The sequence below is a fragment of the Comamonas halotolerans genome (genome assembly GCF_030162935.1).
GTDB classification, from domain to species: Bacteria; Pseudomonadota; Gammaproteobacteria; order Burkholderiales; family Burkholderiaceae_C; genus Comamonas; species Comamonas halotolerans.
This window is the reverse complement of the sequence record NZ_JASAUZ010000001.1, coordinates 1-19,899: the sequence shown is the minus strand read 5'-3', so window position 1 is coordinate 19,899 and position 19,899 is coordinate 1. Positions and strand designations below refer to the sequence as shown.

Sequence of the window (19,899 nt, the reverse complement as noted above, 5' to 3'; positions counted from 1 at the left end):
AAACTGTTGAAAAAGAAAATCTACGCAAAAAAGCCGCTGTGATAGCGGCTTCTTATTGGCTTAGCCCAAGGTCACGACGACGGGGGCGTGGTCGCTGGGCTGCTTGTTTTTGCGTGGAGCACGGTCCACCACGCAAGCGGTGGTTTGTGCTTTCAGTGCAGTACTGACCAGAATGTGGTCGATGCGCAGTCCACGGTTCTTCTGAAAACCCAACATACGGTAGTCCCACCAAGAGTAGCTTTTTTCGGGTTGTTCAAACATGCGGAAGGCATCAGTCAGACCCAAATCCAGTAATTGCTGGAAGTGTGCGCGTTCTTCGGGCGTGTGATGGATGGTGCCGCGCAACCCCTCTGGGTCGTACGAGTCGCGATCTTCTGGCGCAACATTGAAATCACCCACCAAAACCAATTGGGGGTACTGCTGCAACTGTGCCTTCACAAACGCTTCCAGCGCAGCCAGCCAACGCAGTTTGTAGACAAATTTGTCAGATTCAGGTGCTTGACCGTTCACAAAATAGCAGTTGATCAAGCGCACTTCACCCAGGGGCGTATCTAGGGTAGCCGCAATGACACGGGCCTGCTCGTCTTGCAGTCCAGGAATATTGCGCACCACATCACGCATGGGGTAGCGACTCAGAATTGCGACGCCGTTGTATGTTTTTTGACCGTGGCAAACGGCTTGATAGCCTGCTGCCTCCAGCTCCATGAAGGGAAATTTGTCGTCGGTGAGCTTGAGTTCTTGCAGGCCAATGGCATCAACGGGGTTGGCTTGCAACCAGTCCAGCAACTGAGGCAGGCGTACGTTCAGAGAGTTGATGTTCCAGGTGGCAATTTGCATGTCTAAAAATTCACTAGGTTTTATATGGGCAGCAGGCTGCGCATGTCGGAGTTTCTGCGCCTGCTGCTTGCCGGGGTAACCAATTTCAATTTGGTCGAGTCACCTACTTGGCACACAAGGCGTTGGGATGTGTTTTGCGCACGATGACATCTGTTAAGCGCAGCGCGTGTGCTGATCTTGACAAACGCCATCTTGCCAGCTTTTGTGACTCGTGACGTGCTCCACTGGAGATGCCTAATGTCTGTCAGGATTTCTGAAAGTGTGTGCTTATGACTTGTTGATCAAGCGTGCAGGACACGCTTTTAGTCTTTTTGCATAAGGCACCAAGCTAGCTAATAGATGTGGAGCTGATTGTCTGCTTGGGGAGATGTACTGAGTATGTGAGTGTCATCAGACCGCAGGAGGGCTTGGAGGATACACGCAGCGTAGAAGTACAAATATATTGAATTTTTAATTTTCAGTAATTACTGAAATATGTGTATAGTTCGTTGCTCGGGTGGGGTTTGCCCGAAACGCTTGTAACTGATAGCCACCTCATTGCCGTGGGGTGGCTTTTTTTCAGGCTGCATTGGCAATATGTGTCTGCATGAAACCCGTTGTGGCGTGGGTGCTTCCATCATCAAATACCAGGGTGCGTTCAGGCCAGCGCAAGGCTGCCAGCTTCATATGTTCGTTCGGTCGATTGAACGTACGTGCCTGGGCACGGGCACCGACTGAGTAGTCCACACAAAACACATTGCTGTGCAGGCCATGCCATGCGTAAGGGCTAATGTTTCGAAACAGCCCTTCGTGGGTGGTTTGCGCAGGCAGAGTAGAGCGCCAATAGTGTCCGATCACCACAGGAGTAGCGTCTGGATAGCTGTTCCACCATGGCATGCGTTCAACAAAGCGCCATTTGTTTCCTGCAAAAAATGGCTCCGGTGTTTGTCGCTCCAGCCCGCAAGTGAGTACTTTGAGTGGGTTGATCAGTGCTTTGTTGAGTTCGTTGTCGCAATGTGCTTTCAAGAACGGAGGGCAGCGCTCACCATCTTCAAGGCTGTGTGGCCAGATGGCTTTCTCTTCGGCCATGCGATCGGCAATACACAACTCGCGAGCCACTTGGGCAGCCTGACTTTCCCAATGGTCATATTGGGTGCGTGCACTACCTAGAGACATGGTTCGAGCCTTGGCAATGTCGGGGGCATGCCATGCGGCGTGAATGACTCGCAAGTCTTCTCGCTCGAGGCCCAGAGGAAGACTGTTCAAAAAAGTCTCTATGCGTGCACGTTGCAGCATATTGGTCGCACGTACGAAGTGGCTGTATTTGGTAGTGTCGCTGGCAACACGCTCTTCAAAGAACCAGCCGGCACCGTCTTTGGCATCGTGGCGTAACAAATTTATTTCATGATTGCCCGCTATAGCGCAAGCGTTACCGCTTTCAACCAAGCGCTGTACCAGACCCACTACACCGGGGCTATCTGGGCCGCGGTCGACAAAGTCGCCAACAAACACCAATGTGCGCGCTTGCCCATGGCGACCAGTTTCGTCATAGCCAAGATGGTGCAACAACGCCTGCAAGGCATGCAGTTCACCGTGGATGTCTCCTACGATGTCAAGCGGTCCGGAAGGCAGAGGTTGAATCAGGCTCATGGCGATAGGGGCTTTCAACTAAAACGCCCGTCAAATAGCGCACGGGCGTTCAATATTGTTGCAATGCAGCAAAAACGTCAACCCGTCTTCACCCGAAGGAGCTAACAGTTCCAAAGGGCAGAAATCACGATGAGCGTTGGCGCTCGTAGCGCACAAAACTAAAAGGCAAACCCTTGACGCTCACGTGGTCCTCGCGCGCAATTTCATTCCACTCAGGACCAAGTACAGGAGCATAGGCATCACCTGCAAAGTCTTTGTTGATGATGGTGACTTCCACCGTGTCGGCCAAAGGTAGGGCCTGAGCGTAAATTTGCGCACCACCCATCACCCAGACGTTGTCACCGTGTTGCGCACCTATGTGCAAGGCTTTTTCCAAGCTGCCGGCGCAAAGCACACCATCAGCTTGCCAGTCAGGATTGCGTGTGACAACGATGTTGGTGCGACCAGGCAACGGGCGAAAACGCTCGGGCAGCGAGTCCCAGGTTTTACGTCCCATGATGACAGGGCTGCCGCTGGTCAGCTGTTTGAAGTGAGCCAGATCCTCGGGCAGGTGCCATGGCATGGTGTTGTTCAAGCCGATCACGCCATTGGCTGCGCGGGCATAGATGAGATGGATCGCCATGATCAATGTAGTAGGGCAATGTAAATAGGTTAGATGTGTAATTTATAGACTTGTGACAACTCTGTATCGCGAGGGAAGAACAACCGCGTGCAAGTAACGCTTATTCGTTCTCGTTATGCGTTAGATACAGACTTGGCACCAATGCCGGCATCCCGGCGCACAGATTCCAACCCGGCAGTCGGAGAAGCCGGGTATTGAGCCAGCGTGGGTTCGATGTGCAGCGCTGGATGCTGAATATGCAAAAGTGTTCTGGGAATGCCGTGGTAGAACTATTCTTTAGGTACTGCGGCAATGTCCTGTGGATCTCGACGTTCGAGCAATGTGGCAAGAACTTCAGCGTCTGAGTTGGAGGTCGCTTTGGGATTCGGTACTCGTCGCTTAGATGCTGAAGCGCGTTGGGTGCTTGCTGCTCTCTCAGCCTTTGCATGCACTTTGGGACTTGCTGCAGACTTTTTCGCTTTGGCTGCCGAGGAGCCAATTTCAACTGGGGCGGCTGAAGCAAGCGCTGCTGAAGTGATATGGCTTGCAGGGTTCGAGATGCTGTGACCCCCCTCATTCATGGCGTCCGTATCACTAATACTTGCTTCAATGCTGCTGTCCTGCAATATCCGGGCAGGCTCTATTAATGGCGCAGAGGCTGGAGTCTGGGCAGGTTGCTGTTCGCTTTGGGCGGGTACAGCTATGGTGGAATTTTTTGCAAGATCGCTACGCTCGTATTTGCTTGATGGTTTCCATGCAAATACAGCAACGCCTCCGATAAGCAGTGCTGCAGCAAGTGCTTTCACTATGGTTTTGCTTTTTAGGCGCGAATGTGGCTGCCCTTCCAGGTGAGCAAGTACCCGGGTATTTTCTTGTGCAGCAGTGGTGTCTGTCTGTTCAGCACTGAAAAAGCTAGGTTTGCCACTGTGTTGGAGGCCATCATTGTGTGTTGACATAGTTCATCCACTGAAGCTGCCAAGCAGCAAGAAATTACGTGTTTATGAAAATAAAAAGAATATCAGCAAAGTTTGCAAATATAGAATTGGTATTTTCATGCCTGCAACAAGCTGTTGCATGAATAACTATTTCATTCCTTGCGAAAGATCAACTTTCTGAGTTTCTGTGAATACCAGATGTTAATTGTTGTAACTATTTTCTATTTTTTACTGATGGTAATAATTGCTGCGTGCATTTTCTTGCCTGAAGTGCGTAATCGTGTAACTAGCCTGGGAAAACATGCGTGGCATCTGGCGTCCTTAGCGGTTAAAAAGTTATTTAATGCAATCGGACGATCTTCCAATGCAGCAAGCCATGGAGTCACGCAATCACTTTGGAAGACGTTGAGGCATATGTCTTTGAACCGCTGGCTTTGGCTGGGGGGGGTATTTTTAATTGCTGTTCCAGCAGTACTAGGGGTGTGGTTGGGGAAGCATAATCTGGCATTTTTTGAAGATGCATCAAGAGATCCAGATTCTAGAGTTGCGCTTCTACTACAGGGGGAGCAGTTGGTTCCTCCTCCTGCCTTGCCCCCAGAGATATTTGAAGCGCCAGAAATCGAAATGGCGATACCGTTGGTGCGTGAGGCCAGTAGAAATTGGGAGGCTTTGGATGGTGAGTTCACGCGTCGGCTACTTTTGGTCTACAAGATCATGCGTGAGCAACATGGCTATGAAATGGCCTTGCTTGAAGGCTATCGAAGTCCAGAACGCCAAGCCAAGCTGGCTGCATTAGGTGGGCATGTCACGCAAGCAGGCGCTAACAGGAGTTATCACCAATATGGCTTGGCTGCTGATAGCGCATTTTTACGGAATGGACGCATTGTGATTTCTGAAAAAGACCCTTGGGCAATGGAAGGCTATCGCCTTTATGGAGAGGTGGCTCAGTCTGTGGGTCTTGTTTGGGGCGGAAATTGGTCGTTCAAAGACTACGGGCATGTCGAATATCGAAAGCCAGGTTTCAGGCTCCCAGCACGGTAGGTGCGTAAAAAATAAAAAAGATGAGATATGACAAGGATGGTTGCTCCATAAAAAGATAGAAGCGATCTGGCTGGGGGCTTGAAATTTAGTTGCTCTACGATGTTTGATAGGTTAAATAGCAATCAGCAAGCGAATCTATAAATTGATATCTGTCAAAAATCTCTTGATGACTATCAATTATTTTTAAGAAAAATAGGTGAAGGCTTGAGGGATGGCAGAATTTGCTGAATAAAGTGGCGGAGCTTTGGGAATTTCAATAACAAACGTTAAAAATGCGGTTTTGATTTGTATATGTAAAAGAATCTTTTTAAGATTCTCGGTCATTAAAAGTTCTTGGAATTAATTCGAAAGAGTAGAGATGCATGACTAAGCCATTCATTGTTGTAGGAGACAAAACCAGCCACGGAGGGGTGGTGCTGAAGGGGTCCTCTGTAACGTTGATCGATGGCAAGCCAGTAGCCTGTGTCGGCGATACCGTGACTTGTCCCCGCAAAGGTCACGGTGGCACGACAACGATTGCGACCGGATCTTCAAGCATGGTTATTGATGGTCGCATGGTGGCCCGACATGGTGATCTGACGGCTTGTGGTGCAACCTTGCTGTCTTCGCAAGTTGATGCTTCAAATGCTTGAGCTTTGGCGAGAAATGCTCGCCAGCATGGATCCAACAATGAAAAGGAGTGGTTCGTGCGAAGTCGCTTGAAGACCTTTGCTAGCTGGTCAGTCTTGGTATTGGTGATCTGGGGAGTTGTTGGGGCCGTTTGGTATTGGCGCTCGCATGAGCCTTCCACTGGTGATCTAGCACTGGGTTTGTTGGGCGTTCCCCTCATGCTCATTGCAGGCTACGTTGTGCTCAAGCATGTACTGGGACATGTTCTGCAAGCACCGGCTCTTGCTCAATCGGGAGAAGCTTCTGGCGCGGGATCTGTCACTCCACGGGAGGTGGAAGATAGGCAAAAACACTCCACGCCGATGCAACTCTTTGTCATGGGATCAAGCGTCAAAATGCCTGCAGGGCAAACCCAGGAGTTGCTCCAGGCGTGCATGGAAGAGGTGCGCCCTGATCTGGATGGAGAATTATGTAACGACCAGGGATTCCCTGTCATGGCAGCCCGGGTTGCAGAGCTTGACGATATTGACGCTTTGCAATGGTGGGATGGATTGGAACTGGATGCAGAGCTTCCATCAGGACGCGCATGGGTTGCTCAGCTGACTGCATCCAAAGCTCGTGAGATGCGTCTGCTTGCCAGTGTGCTTGCAGAGTGCGCTGAAGCAGTTGAGCGTGACATCCTGCTGCATGCACGGCAAAACAGCTCATCAAAGGCTAAAGCAGTTTTCCCTGCTCTACAAGTTCGTCTGGCAACAGCTGCTGGTTGGGATGCAGGTGATTTGCAGCATTTGCAAAGCTGGGCTCAACATTGGCTGAAGCGAAGTGCTCCAGCACTGCGTTTTGATGTTCGGCATTATTCACCGCAGTCAGATGTGAACTTCCCTTGGCCCTCCGCGTTGCTTGAGGCCAAAGATGCTGTGTTTCAACCCTCCGAAAGCGATGTGTTTGGTGGTGGTGAGATTTGGTTGCTAGCAGCTGCACATTCTGAAATTGACCAATCTGAAGTAGATAGATTGGCGGTCAGTGGCCAGCTTTATGGGCCCAAGTACCGTAATGGAAGGATAGTGGGAGAAGGAGCAGCAGCGGTGACATTTCTGCGCCATCAGGTTGCCAAAGGCGTCCCGGCGGCGTCACCTAAGCACCGGGAGCTGGCGGTGGTTGCTGATGCCAAGCTGGCCTCCATTGCTGCAAACAGTAGTCAAGCAATTGAAACAATGACCGTCCCGATGCTTGAAGGCTGCGGGGTGATCTCTGCAGATATTGGCAGGCTCTTTTGTGACGCCGATCACCGGGAAGCTCCCTTGAAGGGTATTGCCCTGCTGCTGGGGCAGCATTTCCCAGACCTGTCGCTGGAGAGCGACTGCTTCCCTGTAGGTATTGCTAATGGAAATACAGGCGCAGTGGGTGCGCTGACTAGCCTGATTTTGGCGGCCGAATACGCAGTTCAGGAACAGCGCGCCGCGCTAGCGCTAGCGCTCGCTTCAGAACCATGGCGTGCAGCAGCCTTGCTGATGCCGCCAGGCTGGGGTTCAGATACGGGCACAGAAGCAGCCTGAGGCAAAGGCCTGCAGGAATTCATTAAAAAGATAATGTGTAAGAAAAGAACGATATGCGTCGACTTCTCCGCTTCCTGATTAATCCGCGTACGCTGTCGGTTATTGGCGTCGTGGCTTTGGCCGCTTTTTTACTGTTGGGAGCACACACACTTGAGGTCGGGCTGCTCTACGCTTTGCTAGTTCTCGGGGGGATTCTGGCTCTGTGGGGCGTTGTGTGGCTAGTGCGCAGGCTACGCGCACGAACCGCGGAAAAGAAGCTCAGTGGAGCCTTGGAGACGCAAGCTGAAAACAATAGCTTTATCAGCAGCGGCGATCCTGCTCGCAAGGCTGAATTGGACGAATTGCGTGGCAGATTGTCACAGGCCATAAAGACCATCAAGACTTCCAAGTTGGGACATCTGAGCGGCAGCCGTGCGCTGTATGAGCTGCCTTGGTACATGATCATCGGCAATCCGGCTGCGGGCAAGAGCTCTGCTGTACTCCACTCGGGCTTGCAGTTTCCATTCGCTGATAAAGGTGGTGCCGTAATTCAAGGCGTGGGTGGAACACGTAACTGTGACTGGTTCTTCACCACTGAAGGCATCTTGCTGGATACGGCGGGTCGATATTCTGTACATGAGGAAGATCGCAGCGAGTGGTTTGGTTTTTTGGACTTGCTCAAGCGACATCGTCCCAAAGCGCCAATTAACGGCATCGTGGTGACGGTGAGTATTCCGGAGTTGATGAACTCCCGTCCCGATGTGACGATCAATCTGGCAAAAAATTTGCGACAACGGGTCCAGGAGCTGACGGAACGTTTGGAAATTTTTGCGCCGGTCTATGTCATGTTTACGAAAGCAGACCTGATCACCGGTTTCACGCGATTTTTCGGGGGCAGTGAGAAAGTAGAGCGCGACCGTGTGTGGGGTGCAACCTTGCCCTATGACCCGCAAGAAAAGTCAGATCCGCTGGCTGATTTCGATGCTCGCTTCGATGAGCTTTACTCCGGCTTGAAAGAGCTGAGCGTTGCACAAGTTTCGATGCAACGTGGTGGCAAAGGCTCACCGGAAGTACTGGCCTTTCCATTGGAATTCGCAGCCATAAAGCCTGCTATCAGAGCTTTTCTGAGTACCTTGTTTGAGGTCAATCCCTTTCAGTACAGGCCTGTTTTGCGTGGCTTCTACTTCACCAGTGCATTGCAAGAGGGGGCGGTAAAAAGCATTTCGACGGAGCGTATTGCTAAGCGTTTTGGTCTGCAGCTGCAAAGCCTGGACACAGCAGACCAAGGTGTGCAATCGCAAAATGGTTTTTTCTTGCGAGACCTGTTTTCCAAAGTGATCTTTGCTGACAAAGGCACTGTGCGTCAGTTTGCGCATCCAGGAAAAACACGTTTGCGCTATGCAGCATTTTTCAGTTTTGTACTGGTGCTGGGCTTGCTATTGGGCGGCTGGACTTGGTCTTATATGGGCAATCAGCAACTACTTGCGAACGTTCAGGCTGATCTGGAGCAAGCTGTAAAAGTGCAGCAGGCCAATCCGGGTTTACAAGCCAGGTTTGAAGCGTTGGGTATTTTGCAGGATCGCATAGAACAGCTCGCCAAGTTTCGTGAAGATCGGCCGATCTCACTGTCGCTGGGCTTGTACCAGGGCAACTATATGGAAGATCGTCTGCTCACAGAGTATTACGCGGGCTTGCAGCAGATCCTTTTGACCCCAGTGGCAGCCAATCTTGAGGAGTTTTTGCGGCAGGCAAATGCCCATCCCGAAAATCTGCAGGCGCAAAACAAGGAAGCAAACTCTCAGGAGAAGACGCCGATAGCAGATCAATCTGCTCAAGCTGGACAACTCTATGCAGGCTCATCAGTGAGCAGCAGCCAGGATGTGTACAACGCGCTTAAGACTTATTTGATGCTTGGAGACAAGCGCCGTGTTGAAACTGCACATCTGACCGATCAGCTATCGCGTTTCTGGCGTGTCTGGTTAGAGGGCAACCGCGGCGAAATGTCGAGAGACCAGATGATTCGCGATGCAGAGCGCACACTTTCTTTCTACCTATCCCGGGTTAAAGACAATACCTGGCCCATGCTGAAAGACAGCAATCTTTTGCTGGTTGATCAGACTCGCGAAAACCTGAGAAAGGTTGTGCGTGGGATGCCAGCACGTGAACGGGTTTATGGTGAGATCAAGGCACGTGCTGCAACGCGCTATGCGCCAATGACGGTTTCGCGTATTTTGGGCAAGGATTCCGGGGGAGACCTGATTGCAGGAAGCCATGTGATATCAGGCGCTTTCACCCGTGAAGCGTGGGAGGGCTATGTAGACAAGGCAATTCGGGATGCCGCGACCCAGGAAAGCAGCAGCACGGACTGGGTGCTTAATGTCGCTGCGAATGACGATCTCACACTTGAAGGCAGTCCAGAGCAGATACGCAAGCTTTTGGTAGGCATGTACAAGCAGGAGTACAGCAAGGAGTGGCAGCAGTTCTTGCAAGGTGTGGCGATTCAGCAGATGACGGGGTTTGATCAGGCGGTAACAGCCATGAATAACCTTGGAGATTCTCAAAATTCAGCGCTGCGCAAACTGCTTGAAACCGTTTATGAGCAGACCTCCTGGGATAATCCAGCCTTGGTGAATGCTGGACTGAAAGCAGTCAGCCCGGGCATTCTTGACCGTATCAAGGGCTTTTGGAATCGAACCACTCCAGTAGCGGTCGATATGCCTGTAGGTGCTGATGGTATGACGGCGCAATTGCCGGTGGGGCCTATCGGTCGTGAGTTCGCGGGGGTTGCCCGCATCATGATGAATCGTGATGGAACCACACTGCTCAATGGCTATCTGGAAACCTTGTCCAAACTGCGCACACGATTTAATCAGATTAAAAATGAAGGAGATCCGGGCCCAGGTTCGCGCCAGCTCTTGCAACAGACAATTGAAGGCAATGGATCAGAATTGGCAGCCTCGCTTAAATTCGTGGACGAACAGATGTTCACCGGTATGGATGCATCGCAACGCCAAGTACTGCGTCCTTTGCTGGTTCGTCCGCTCCTGCAGGCATACGCAGTCATTATCAAGCCTGCTTCTGTTGAGCTGAACAAGGTCTGGGATGCCCAGGTCTATCAGCTTTTCCAGCGGAATTTGGCTACCAAGTATCCATTCAATGCGAATGCGAAGGTGGAAGCCTCCGCTGCTGAAATTGCCCAGGTCTTCGGGCCTGAAGGTGCGATCAGCCAGTATGTCACCACTGCTCTGGGGCCGCTGGTTGTTCGACGTGGCGACCTGCTTTCCCCTCGGGTGTGGGGAGAGGAAGGCTTGCGTCTGAAGCAAGAGCTGGTCACTGGATTCGGTGGTTGGGTTGCCGCCTTGTCTGGTGGCGCATCAAGCGCGGCTGCACAGCAGCAAACCATGTTCCAGATACAGCCGCGCCCATCGCCGGGCGTAACTGAATACACCATTGATATTGACGGACAGCAACTGCGTTATCGCAATACGCCTGCGCGCTGGTCCGACTTCGTATGGCCTCATCCCCAAGGAACACCAGGGGCTCGAGTGGTTGCTACCGCCTTCGATGGGCGAACGATTGAACTGGTGAACGAGCCGGGTAACTTCGGTTTGGAGCGGCTTGTGAATACCGCAAGCAAGAATCGTCAACCGGACGGAAGTTTCGAGATGACTTGGAGTCGTGATGGCGTCGCAGTCTCTGTTTTGCTGCGCATCGTGCAAAGCCCTCAAGCCACGGCCCAAAACAACGATGCACCTCAAGGCAATCGCTTGCGCAGCCTCGTACTGCCACAAGCAGTTGTAGAGGTACCTGGTGAGCGTATGGTCTCGGAGGCTGCTATGGGAGAACGATCATGAGTACATCGGCGCTGCAGGTACGGCAATTGTCGTACTTCGGAAAAATCCCGGCTCGTGGAGACTTTGTCAAAGGTAGTTACAACCCGCAGATTCTCAAGCTTCTGGACAACTGGCTGTCCAAGTCCATGGAATTGCTGGCTGAGGATGCGCAGTGGAAAGCTATCTACGACCGTGTTGAACCGCTGCAATTTATTTGCATGGGCTCGAGAAACAAGCTGGCAATAGCAGGCTTCTTGGCCGCAAGTCATGACTTGGCGAAAAGACGCTATCCCTTGGTGCTTGCTGCTCCGCTTGAAGTCGAGCAAGCACTGGACTTCATGATTGATGCCCCCATGTTGCTGCAACCGTTCTGGCAAACATGCCATGGCGCCTGCAATCGCCTGATTCAAGCCGATTCAGAAGAAGCAGCAGAGCTGCAGCTCAGGGAGCTTGATAGCTTGCAGGTTCCAGATGAAGCTGAGTTATTGGTCAGTACAGAAAAAAGTAGCTACGGCACTTTTGTTCGCGAGCGAAACTTGCTCCACCTTGAGCAGATGCTTAATGTGGTTGGTCAGCCTGAGGATCAGAGCGTATCTGTACGCCGTTTGATTCTCGCCTTAGGACTGCTGTTGCAGCCTGTAATGGCCAGTGCGGTATCGCGATTGGACAAAGGCTTAACACTTCCACTGCCTCAGGATAGGAGCAACGAATCACTTGTTGCCAGTTTGTGGCTGGACTTTATTTCTCGCTTTTTGCAACGTGCTGATTTTGAGCTCGTGGTTTTTATTGGAGAAATACAGGGACGGCGGCGCTTGGTAATCGGCTTCAATGGCCTATCAGCGCAGAGCCTGCAAAGCGTCCTGAACCAGCAAGTTTATGCAGAGCACAACATCAATATTGATAACGCTGAATGGGTGGAAGACAGCATTCATAGCAGCCATGCACTCTACAAACTGGTGAGCTATCTGGAACAGCCTCAGTTGCCATTGGATGTGGTGCTAGATGCATTTAAAGAGGTGTTTATCGGATGAAACAGTTAGCTTTTTTGAAGATGGGCATTGGCTGTGCGGTGCTGGCTGGGTCTGCCGTACTCGGGGTGGCTCAGGCACAGGAGTCTGGCGCGCAGATACACAATGCAGTGACAGGCACAGGCTCTCAAGTGGTTGTTGGGGGGCAGGTGGCTGATGAGGCGACACGGGTGTCAATTCTGAATGCGCTTGGAAAAGTCTATGGCGCATCCAATGTGGTGGACCGCATCGAGGTGGTGGGGTCTATCTCCACTCCGCCAAACTGGTCCAGTAATGTGAGCAAGTTGCTGACATCGGAATTGCGCCAAATACATAAGGGTCAGCTAACGGTTGATGGCACGCAACTCGTGATCAATGGCGAAGTTGCCAATGAAGCAGTTCGTCAAAAGCTGTTGAGTGATATGGCAAACAGCCTTAACCCAACATATAGCATTCGCAATAATCTACAGATACCTGCGGTTGACAGCGGGCAGCTGGTTTCGCAGGCGTTGGCAGATCGTACGATTGGGTTTGAGACTGGAAGTGCAACACTTACCGCAGGTGGTCGTCAGGTACTGGATGCAGTGGTGCCTGTACTGTTGGAAATTGGCAAACGCAAACTTTCGCTGGTTGGCCACACTGACAACAGTGGAGATCGGCGATTGAATTTGACGTTGAGTCAAGCAAGGGCAGATGCAGTAAAGGGCTACCTGGTCGATCAAGGTATTGATCCCGGCAGGATCTCCACATCAGGCGTTGGCCCGGATCAACCCATCGCAAGCAACGACACTGCAGAAGGTCGCGCTAAAAACCGAAGGATTGAGTTTCGTGTAGGCGATTGATTGAAGCGCATCTCATGTTTTTTGCAGGGCGGTTTACCGCCCTGCTGTGCATCAAGGCTAGACGTTGTGTGAGCTATTCATTCTCCCGCGACGCGTGCGTGTCGACTAACGCCAAGCATCTCCTCCAGTTGGGCCAATTCCTCATCGCTTTTTACTACATGCTTGAGCCATTCATGCAGGGGGAGTTGGGCCCAGCGCGCAGCTTTTTGTGCCATGTATGCTGCCGGGCTTGAAGGCTCTGTGCGTTCAAAAAAAGCAGAGACCTGCTGAAGCATGTGAATGGCATCGGCCCGCGTATGAATAGGGCCTGCCATTACATGTGTGGCAGTTACGGCAGGGCTGCCAGGCTGCTGGGGATTGGATACCGATGCCTCAGCTGTTTCCTGGGGGACGCTATCTGAAGTGGTACTGTCATCGTGTGCCCCCCACCGACGGGCCAAATGCTGAAGTTGATCCAAAGTTTCTCGAACTGCAGTAAAGCTTGGTGCTTCATCTCCCAACTGCGCATCAAGCGTACTTTCGAGAGCCTCTACCTCTGTTCTGCACTGTGACAGCTGATTGCCTAGGGCCTGTAAACGCTGACTGGGCACTTGAGCCCTTATGCGCTCCAGCTCTTCAAGTGTAGTTTTGCCATGCAGGATATCGCTGGCTTCTGATGGATTACGTCGAACAGCCTGGTCAAGCGCAACCGCAGTTTGCCAATTGATCATGCTGATTTTTGCGCTGTCTGTCTGCAAAAGAGGGGCGCGCTCCAATTGTTCAATGGTTCTTTTGAGCAGCCAGCTGATGTTGCCGACACGGGCACTCATATCCCCGTCCTCAGGCTCCGGGTGCACGCTATCCCAGTAGCGCGTGAGTAATGCATTGAGCAGCGCATATCCTTGAGTAAGCCCTTGCAGCCCTACCTGGCTAGCGGCAGCATCTGTCAGCCAGATAGCCAACCGCAAGTCCTTCGTGCTTTCACGCAATAATTGCGTGCATCGCTGCACCACAAAAGGTAAATCAGCCTCTTTGCGGTCAGTGACCCACTCACCTTGATCCAAGGACATGTCCTCCTGCTGCCGTGCGGACTGGATTTCATCAAAATCAGTGGTCAGCAGCATGTCTGGCCCGCTTGGTTGCGCATCAGTAATAGGGTGAAGAAGCTCAGAGATATCAAAAAGCATAAGAAAAAATGTGTTGGTCTGCAGCACTTTTCAGCTACAGGGAAATGGCGTTGCAAGACGGCAATCGCAGCCCAGCTGACTGCTCTGTCAAATGCGCTATGGCGATGCCGACTCCTGCAGGTAGCCTCTCGAAAAGAGAAGCAACTGTCCTTTCTAGCAGTCTGAGAAAAAGAGCCCATGCGCTAGCGCAATGGATGGAGAGTTGCGCTTGGCAATATTCGTTGGCGCTTACAGCGCTGTTGATCCACAAAAGTCTCCAGCGCATCTTCCCGGCTTTGAAGTGACGTGGCTATGGTCTTGCGCAGGGTGTACCACCCATCGCGTTTCCGGGCTGCCCACCTTCTCGGCGCAGGCGTGTGTGTGCAGATGCGCTGAGGTCTTCTTGCCCTGGAGTGCCGCCGCCTTCGTTGGCAATGCGTTCCACCAAGGTCCAGGTGGTGGGCTCGGTTCTCAGGCGCTGCGTGGTGACAGGGTTGCGCCCCACATTGGCCTCGGGTGCGTCATAGCCTTTGACCAGTGCCTGGGCAGAGCAGTCGTCCGCATCAGGCAGATAAATACCGTTTTGTGGCACGGCTTGGTCGGTGCGTACGCGGACATGGGGGTTGAGATGGTAGACCGGCCATGAGGCAGGTGGGTTCAGTGGGCCTCGGGTCGGTGCATGGTAGTCATGAGACAGAGCGCCAAGTAGCCAGCCGCTCAAGATGGTGAAGTTGATATTGCCTGCATTTCTATCAGCGATGCTTTCCTGCACGTTAAAAATTTTTGCGAAAGGCTGGGGCATCCATTCTGCGCTGTGGTCACGCCACATACCGGCTCGAGCCGCCTCAATATTTCCCGCGTATTGCAGCGCACGCCATTCTCCATGGGACAGATGAATCACGCCGTTATCCAGGCCAATGAGGGTGTTGCGCAAATTGGGCAACACGCGCTCGCCCCAGACAATATCGGGCTGGTTCCAAAGCGGGCGGCTGCGGTAGTCGGGCGGCAACTGGCGCATAAAGGCGTCCAGCGCATCTTCACCGGCTTGCACCATGGCGGCCCAGGCATCGCGCATCTCGGCAAAGTATTCCACAGAGGTATAGCGCTCGAGCAAGTAGATTTCTTGGGGAATCAAAGGCGTGGGCATGGCGGTCTCAAGGTCTCCAGTGGTGTTGCAAGATGGGTACGCCAATCAGGTCAAACTCCTGACCAAACTCGCCGCAGCCCACTGTCAACCGATGCATACGGCTGAGCCTACAAACATGCAGCCATTGCCTTGTGCAGATGGCCGCACCCTGCCACTGAACAAGACAGTCCTTACAGCTTGGGCGCATCCTGTTTGGGGTCCCAAATCCAATAGGTTTCGCCATAGCTGCTGCCTTCAACCACCGGCATGAGCTCGCCAGCTTTGAAGTAACGGCGGCTGTGGTTTTGCGCAGGTGTGTACCACCAGCCCGTTTGCGGGCAGGGCTGGCCGCTGGGTATTCGGTCCGGTGCTAAAGGATTGCCACCATGCCGAATCTGTGCATTGGGCCAATCACTGTCTTCATCAAAACGACGCATCCAGCGTATGGAGTCTTCATATTCGAAGCGTGGGTTGGGGTCGTCAGCCCAGGAAGCCAGTGTGGAGAGGGACAGCTCATCGCATCGGATGGGGCGTATCAAACGGTTGGCTTTGACCAGCAAATCAGGTACGCCATCTTCCACAGGGTAGAGATTCAAGTCCCCCAGTTCAATCCACAAACCATTGGCGCCTTCTGGATTGAGCGCGTTGGCTGCATAGGGAACTGGCGTAATGCGTATGCGCGGGTCATCTAGCTCCGCACGAATTTGCTGTTCATCTTTACCCAGCTTGCGTTGCCAAAAGGGAGAAAGCATAAAACACCAAGTGGGGGTACGGATACCTGCACCCAGTCGACTCGGGTCGAAATAATCTTGTCCATGACCGTGGTAAGTCATATTCCATGGATGGTCGATATCCATTCCATAAAAATAATCTGCGCAGATGCGTTCAAGTACATTGGCCTCATAGCCAGTCATGACACTAAGCCCACCATTACCGACCTCATAACCCATATAACAATGCTCAGGCTGCAGGCTTGTAACACATTCCCTGATAAACTGCTTCCAAATATTCTGATTGCCCGCTGCATACCATTTATAGCGAAATCCTAGTTTGAGAAAACTATACCTTTGGTAATGATTGCTGGTGATGCTAGCGGCATATGACCAACGCGGTGATTCATCGGGTGAATCCATATCCGTGGCCATAAGGTAAAAGTCTTCAAACCCTCTCTTGCTTGCTTGCTCTGCTTCGGCCATCAGATCAGTAGGTAAACGTTTATCATTGGCATTCAACCAAACTTCGGTTTTGTTTTTGAATATTTTTTTAAAAGGTAAATCCATTAGCTCTTGAAAGCGTTTCCAGACAAGCAAAAATTCTTTGGCGATAGGTGTAAAGTCCTCATCAGGGTGATAGACATAAAAAGTTATATAAGGACAGATACCTAGCTCTTGTCCTTCATAGCCGTAGAACCATTGAGGATGTTTTTTGGTTTCTCGGATGAATTCTTCAATCTCATCAGGGTCTAAAAACAGTTCGGATGTACTCATGGTAATTTCCTTTAATGGCCCTTTGAACCTTTTTTGCCTTTATTTTCTGGGGCTTGTTTATTATTTTCTTTCCCATGCACAGCAATATCTTCAGGGTATCTAAAGAGTGAGAGCATATCTTCCGCCTTTACGGGTCTTGCTTTAAATCGTATGGGGGATTCTGTGGTTTTAACGCTTGCTGCATGCTTTAATAAGTCAATGTATTTGTTGAATTGGCGATCATCCTGGAATTTTATTTCGACAATAGCAAAAACGTTTGCTTTGTCTGGGCGTTGATGCTGGTACTCTGGAATCATCAAGTCTGCTGCAATACTTCCTTTTTTATTCGGTAGGGTGGACAGTAGGTTTAGGCAATGGCCTGTGCAAATAAGAAAGCAGATAAAAGAACTGCGAACAACAAGTGCAAGTCTCACAATGGTTCACCCTGCACCTGTTGCGAACGTTAAAAATAAGACAGTCCTTACAGCTTGGGCGCTTCCTGGTTGGGATCCCAAATCCAATAGGTTTCTCCGTAGCTGCTGCCTTCAACCACCGGCATGAGCTCGCCAGCTTTGAAATAACGGCGGCTGTGATTTTGCGCAGGGGTGTACCACCAGCCCGCTTGCGGGCAGGGCTGCCCACCTTCGCGGCGCAGGCGTGTGTGTGCTGATGCGCTGAGGTCTTCTTGCCCAGGAGTGCCGCCGCCTTCGTCGGCAATGCGTTCCACCAAGGTCCAGGTGGTGGGCTCGGTTCTCAGGCGCTGCGTGGTGACGGGGTTGCGCCCCACATTGGCCTCGGGTGCGTCATAGCCTTTGACCAGGGCCTGGGCAGAGCAGTCGTCCGCGTCAGGCAGATAAATACCGTTTTGCGGCACGGCTTGGTCGGTGCGTACGCGGACATGGGGGTTGAGACGGTAGACCGGCCATGAGGCAGGCGGATTCAGTGGACCTCGGGTGGGTGCATGGTAGCCATGTGACAGTGCGCCAAATAGCCAACCGCTCAAGACGGTGAAGCTAATGTTGCGAGCAGCTTGGCCAGCAATGGTCTCTTGCTCGTCAAAAGTTTTTGCAAAAGACTCGGGCATCCATTCTGCGCTGTAGTCACGGTTCATACCAGCGCAGGCGGTATTTACATTGCCAGCAAACTGCAGGGCATCCCATTCACCATGAGTGAGCTGGATAAAGCCGTTATTTAGCCCTGTGAGCGTCCAACGCAAATTGGGCAGCACGCGCTCGCCCCAGACAATATCGGGCTGGTTCCAAAGCGGGCGGCTGCGGTAGTCGGGCGGCAACTGGCGCATAAAGGCCTCCAGCGCATCTTCACCGGCTTGCACCATGGCGGCCCAGGCATCGCGCATCTCGGCAAAGTAATCCAGAGAGGTATAGCGCTCGAGCAAGTAGATTTCTTGGGGAATCAAAGGCGTGGGCATGGTGCTCTTATGGTCTCCAGTAGTGTTGCAGGATGGGCACGCCAATCAGGCCAGCTTCCTGGCCAAACTCGTCATACCCCCAGCCGGTAAATTCACGCGGGCCCAGATGTTGCTGGCTGAGGTGCTTGGGGTCTAGCACCAATTGCTCGGCGCCACCTTCGAGCCAGAAACTATTGCCTTTGTTATCAGCTTGCACAATTTGGCCTGCGGTATTGCGCAATTGCTGTGAAGCGGTTTTGCCACGCCATACAGGTAGGCCTGGGCCGGGCGGCACGGTATAGGTCACAAACTCGCCATTGCTGTTCCAGTTGCCCCATACGGCAAAGCGGCGGCGCCATTCTGCCTTGCTGCGCAGCTGCTTGAATTCTTGCGCAGACATCCAGCAAATGCTGTTGTCGTAGGATTGGGGATCAAGCACGCGGTAGATAACGGTGCCGGGCGGCAGCGTATCTGGCTGAATATCGTTAAAAGTGTTGAATGCAGATTTCATTGGCTTTGCAGCCGCATCGCTAATGTCTGAATGTGTAGCGGTGGGGGGCGGCGCTATATCCAGCCCAGGGTGCCGCCCGGCTTTTGCCATATCCACCCATTCCGGTTTTTTGCGGGTCAGTGCCTGGACTTCAGCGTTCAGGGATGGCCTGCTGAAGTGATGCGGGTTGACGGCATTGGTACTGGCTCTGTAGCCCAGCCGGTGCTCCACCTCAAGGCGCTGGGCCAGTCGGTTGAGCCAGTCCTGCACGGGGGCCAGGGCCTGGCGCAGGCCCTGGTTGGCCTTGTTGCGCACATTGCCCACCATTTGCACCAACTGGCCCGCGCGGGTAGAGAGGGCGGCTGTGCCAAAGCGCTGCATCAGGTCGGTGAGTTGGCGCAACACGGCAATGACTTCGTCCATGACACGCAAAAGTGCAGCGACGTTCAGTGCCGAAGACAAGGAACGCACTTGCTTGGCCAACTCCAGATATACGTTGTCCCATTTGAGCGCCGCAAGACTGCGTCGCACAGCGGGGCGGGCTAAAAACTCGTTGAGTTTGACAATGCCCGATTCCACAAAGGGCTGGGTGGCTTGCCACATATTGCTGTCCAGCGCACGCGTGCCTGCTTGCAACACGCCTTTGCGGCCATAGGCGAACACAATTTTCAAGCAACCTTTGACCAGGCTGCCCAGCGTGGGGAACAGACCAATGAGCGTGAGCACCAAGGCCACCCACGTCCATTTGTTGCTGCTGTCATCATTGATTTTTTTGCAGTTGGCAACCAGATCACGCACGTCGCAGATCTGATCGACAAAAGGGATCATGCTGATGGCCGTTGATGTGATGGTCTGCGCGGTGGTCTGCTCTTCCGAAAAGTCGCCTTGCAGCACAACCCAGATCCATTCGGCTGCCGCACTCAGGTCTTGCTTTGCACTATTGATCCAGCGTGACGGAGCAGAGGCATACCATGCCAGAGCGTTTTCAAGTTCTTCCCACATTACGGCTACCCAAGTTTGTTTTTGGCTGCAGTGACAAGTTTTTCCAGGGCATCCCAGGGCTTGTCTTTCAGCGGTTGGCGGGGGCTGTATTCAACGCGCTGTGCTTTTTCTGGAACGTTGTCATGTCGTGCTTGGCCTTGTGCATCCAATTGGCCTGAAATAACTTGTCCGCTTGCAAAAAAGATCTTGTAGGCCTGTCCTGCCATGGGCAAACCTTCGGGGTCTCGGTGATTGATGGCTATCCAATTGGTGAGCGTGGCGGATTGGGTTGGCAAGTTGGGCAACTGCGCCGCAGAGCTGCCCGGCCCCACAAAGCTCTTGGTGGAGCCCTTGATGTCCAGCGTGGCGGGCATGTTCAGCGTGATGTTGTTGCCATCAAGCTCAATGCTCACT

Annotated in this window: 16 protein-coding genes and 1 pseudogene; 6 read left to right on the top strand and 11 right to left on the bottom strand. The window is 52.4% G+C overall.

Annotated elements, in window-relative coordinates; genetic code table 11:
- Positions 1–60: 60 nt before the first annotated feature.
- The 4 genes from xth to QEP11_RS00070 form a co-directional block, all read right to left on the bottom strand.
- On the bottom strand, positions 61–837 hold the full coding sequence (xth, locus tag QEP11_RS00085) for an exodeoxyribonuclease III (RefSeq protein WP_284334511.1): 777 nt from the start codon (positions 835–837) through the stop codon (positions 61–63).
- A gap of 558 nt (positions 838–1,395) precedes the next feature.
- Positions 1,396–2,466 (bottom strand): metallophosphoesterase, encoded by a 1,071-nt coding sequence (locus tag QEP11_RS00080; protein WP_284334510.1) that lies wholly within the window; start codon positions 2,464–2,466, stop codon positions 1,396–1,398.
- A gap of 124 nt (positions 2,467–2,590) precedes the next feature.
- A complete protein-coding gene (locus tag QEP11_RS00075; RefSeq protein ID WP_284334509.1) occupies positions 2,591–3,088 on the bottom strand; it encodes a dihydrofolate reductase in 498 nt (165 codons plus the stop codon).
- 269 nt (positions 3,089–3,357) lie between these two features.
- The gene (locus tag QEP11_RS00070) at positions 3,358–4,023 is read right to left on the bottom strand and encodes a hypothetical protein (RefSeq protein WP_284334508.1); all 666 of its coding nucleotides are present in this window, start codon (positions 4,021–4,023) and stop codon (positions 3,358–3,360) included.
- A gap of 177 nt (positions 4,024–4,200) precedes the next feature.
- Between QEP11_RS00070 and QEP11_RS00065 the strand changes: the two genes are divergently transcribed.
- The 6 genes from QEP11_RS00065 to QEP11_RS00040 all read left to right on the top strand — a co-directional run bounded on the left by QEP11_RS00065 (position 4,201) and on the right by QEP11_RS00040 (position 12,869).
- Positions 4,201–5,043: a M15 family metallopeptidase gene (locus tag QEP11_RS00065; protein ID WP_284334507.1), complete on the top strand. Its 843-nt coding sequence runs from the start codon at positions 4,201–4,203 to the stop codon at positions 5,041–5,043.
- Positions 5,044–5,405: 362 nt separating this feature from the next.
- On the top strand, positions 5,406–5,675 hold the full coding sequence (locus QEP11_RS00060) for a PAAR domain-containing protein (RefSeq protein WP_284334506.1): 270 nt from the start codon (positions 5,406–5,408) through the stop codon (positions 5,673–5,675).
- A gap of 54 nt (positions 5,676–5,729) precedes the next feature.
- Entirely contained in the window at positions 5,730–7,208 is a 1,479-nt protein-coding gene (locus QEP11_RS00055) for a hypothetical protein (protein ID WP_284334505.1), read from the top strand.
- A gap of 53 nt (positions 7,209–7,261) precedes the next feature.
- The gene (gene tssM / locus QEP11_RS00050) at positions 7,262–11,041 is read left to right on the top strand and encodes a type VI secretion system membrane subunit TssM (protein ID WP_284334504.1); all 3,780 of its coding nucleotides are present in this window, start codon (positions 7,262–7,264) and stop codon (positions 11,039–11,041) included.
- A complete protein-coding gene (gene tagF / locus QEP11_RS00045; RefSeq protein ID WP_284334503.1) occupies positions 11,038–12,051 on the top strand; it encodes a type VI secretion system-associated protein TagF in 1,014 nt (337 codons plus the stop codon). Before tssM ends, tagF begins: the two co-directional genes overlap by 4 nt.
- Complete coding sequence (locus QEP11_RS00040; protein ID WP_284334502.1) at positions 12,048–12,869, top strand: OmpA family protein; 822 nt, start codon at positions 12,048–12,050, stop codon at positions 12,867–12,869. Before tagF ends, QEP11_RS00040 begins: the two co-directional genes overlap by 4 nt.
- A gap of 77 nt (positions 12,870–12,946) precedes the next feature.
- Here the strand turns inward: QEP11_RS00040 and tssA are convergent, their stop codons facing one another.
- The 7 genes and pseudogenes from tssA to QEP11_RS00005 all read right to left on the bottom strand — a co-directional run.
- Complete coding sequence (gene tssA / locus QEP11_RS00035) at positions 12,947–14,035, bottom strand: type VI secretion system protein TssA (protein ID WP_284334501.1); 1,089 nt, start codon at positions 14,033–14,035, stop codon at positions 12,947–12,949.
- 289 nt (positions 14,036–14,324) lie between these two features.
- A complete protein-coding gene (locus QEP11_RS00030; protein ID WP_284334500.1) occupies positions 14,325–15,161 on the bottom strand; it encodes a hypothetical protein in 837 nt (278 codons plus the stop codon).
- A 170-nt stretch (positions 15,162–15,331) separates the two neighbouring features.
- Complete coding sequence (locus QEP11_RS00025; protein WP_284334499.1) at positions 15,332–16,627, bottom strand: type VI immunity family protein; 1,296 nt, start codon at positions 16,625–16,627, stop codon at positions 15,332–15,334.
- An 11-nt stretch (positions 16,628–16,638) separates the two neighbouring features.
- The gene (locus tag QEP11_RS00020) at positions 16,639–16,923 is read right to left on the bottom strand and encodes a hypothetical protein (protein ID WP_284334498.1); all 285 of its coding nucleotides are present in this window, start codon (positions 16,921–16,923) and stop codon (positions 16,639–16,641) included.
- Between the two features lie 164 nt (positions 16,924–17,087).
- Positions 17,088–18,035, bottom strand: coding sequence for a hypothetical protein (locus QEP11_RS00015; protein WP_284334497.1), 948 nt, complete (start codon positions 18,033–18,035; stop codon positions 17,088–17,090).
- Between the two features lie 7 nt (positions 18,036–18,042).
- Complete coding sequence (locus tag QEP11_RS00010) at positions 18,043–19,506, bottom strand: hypothetical protein (protein WP_284334496.1); 1,464 nt, start codon at positions 19,504–19,506, stop codon at positions 18,043–18,045.
- A gap of 5 nt (positions 19,507–19,511) precedes the next feature.
- Positions 19,512–19,899, bottom strand: a pseudogene (locus QEP11_RS00005) (hypothetical protein); the annotation flags it as partial.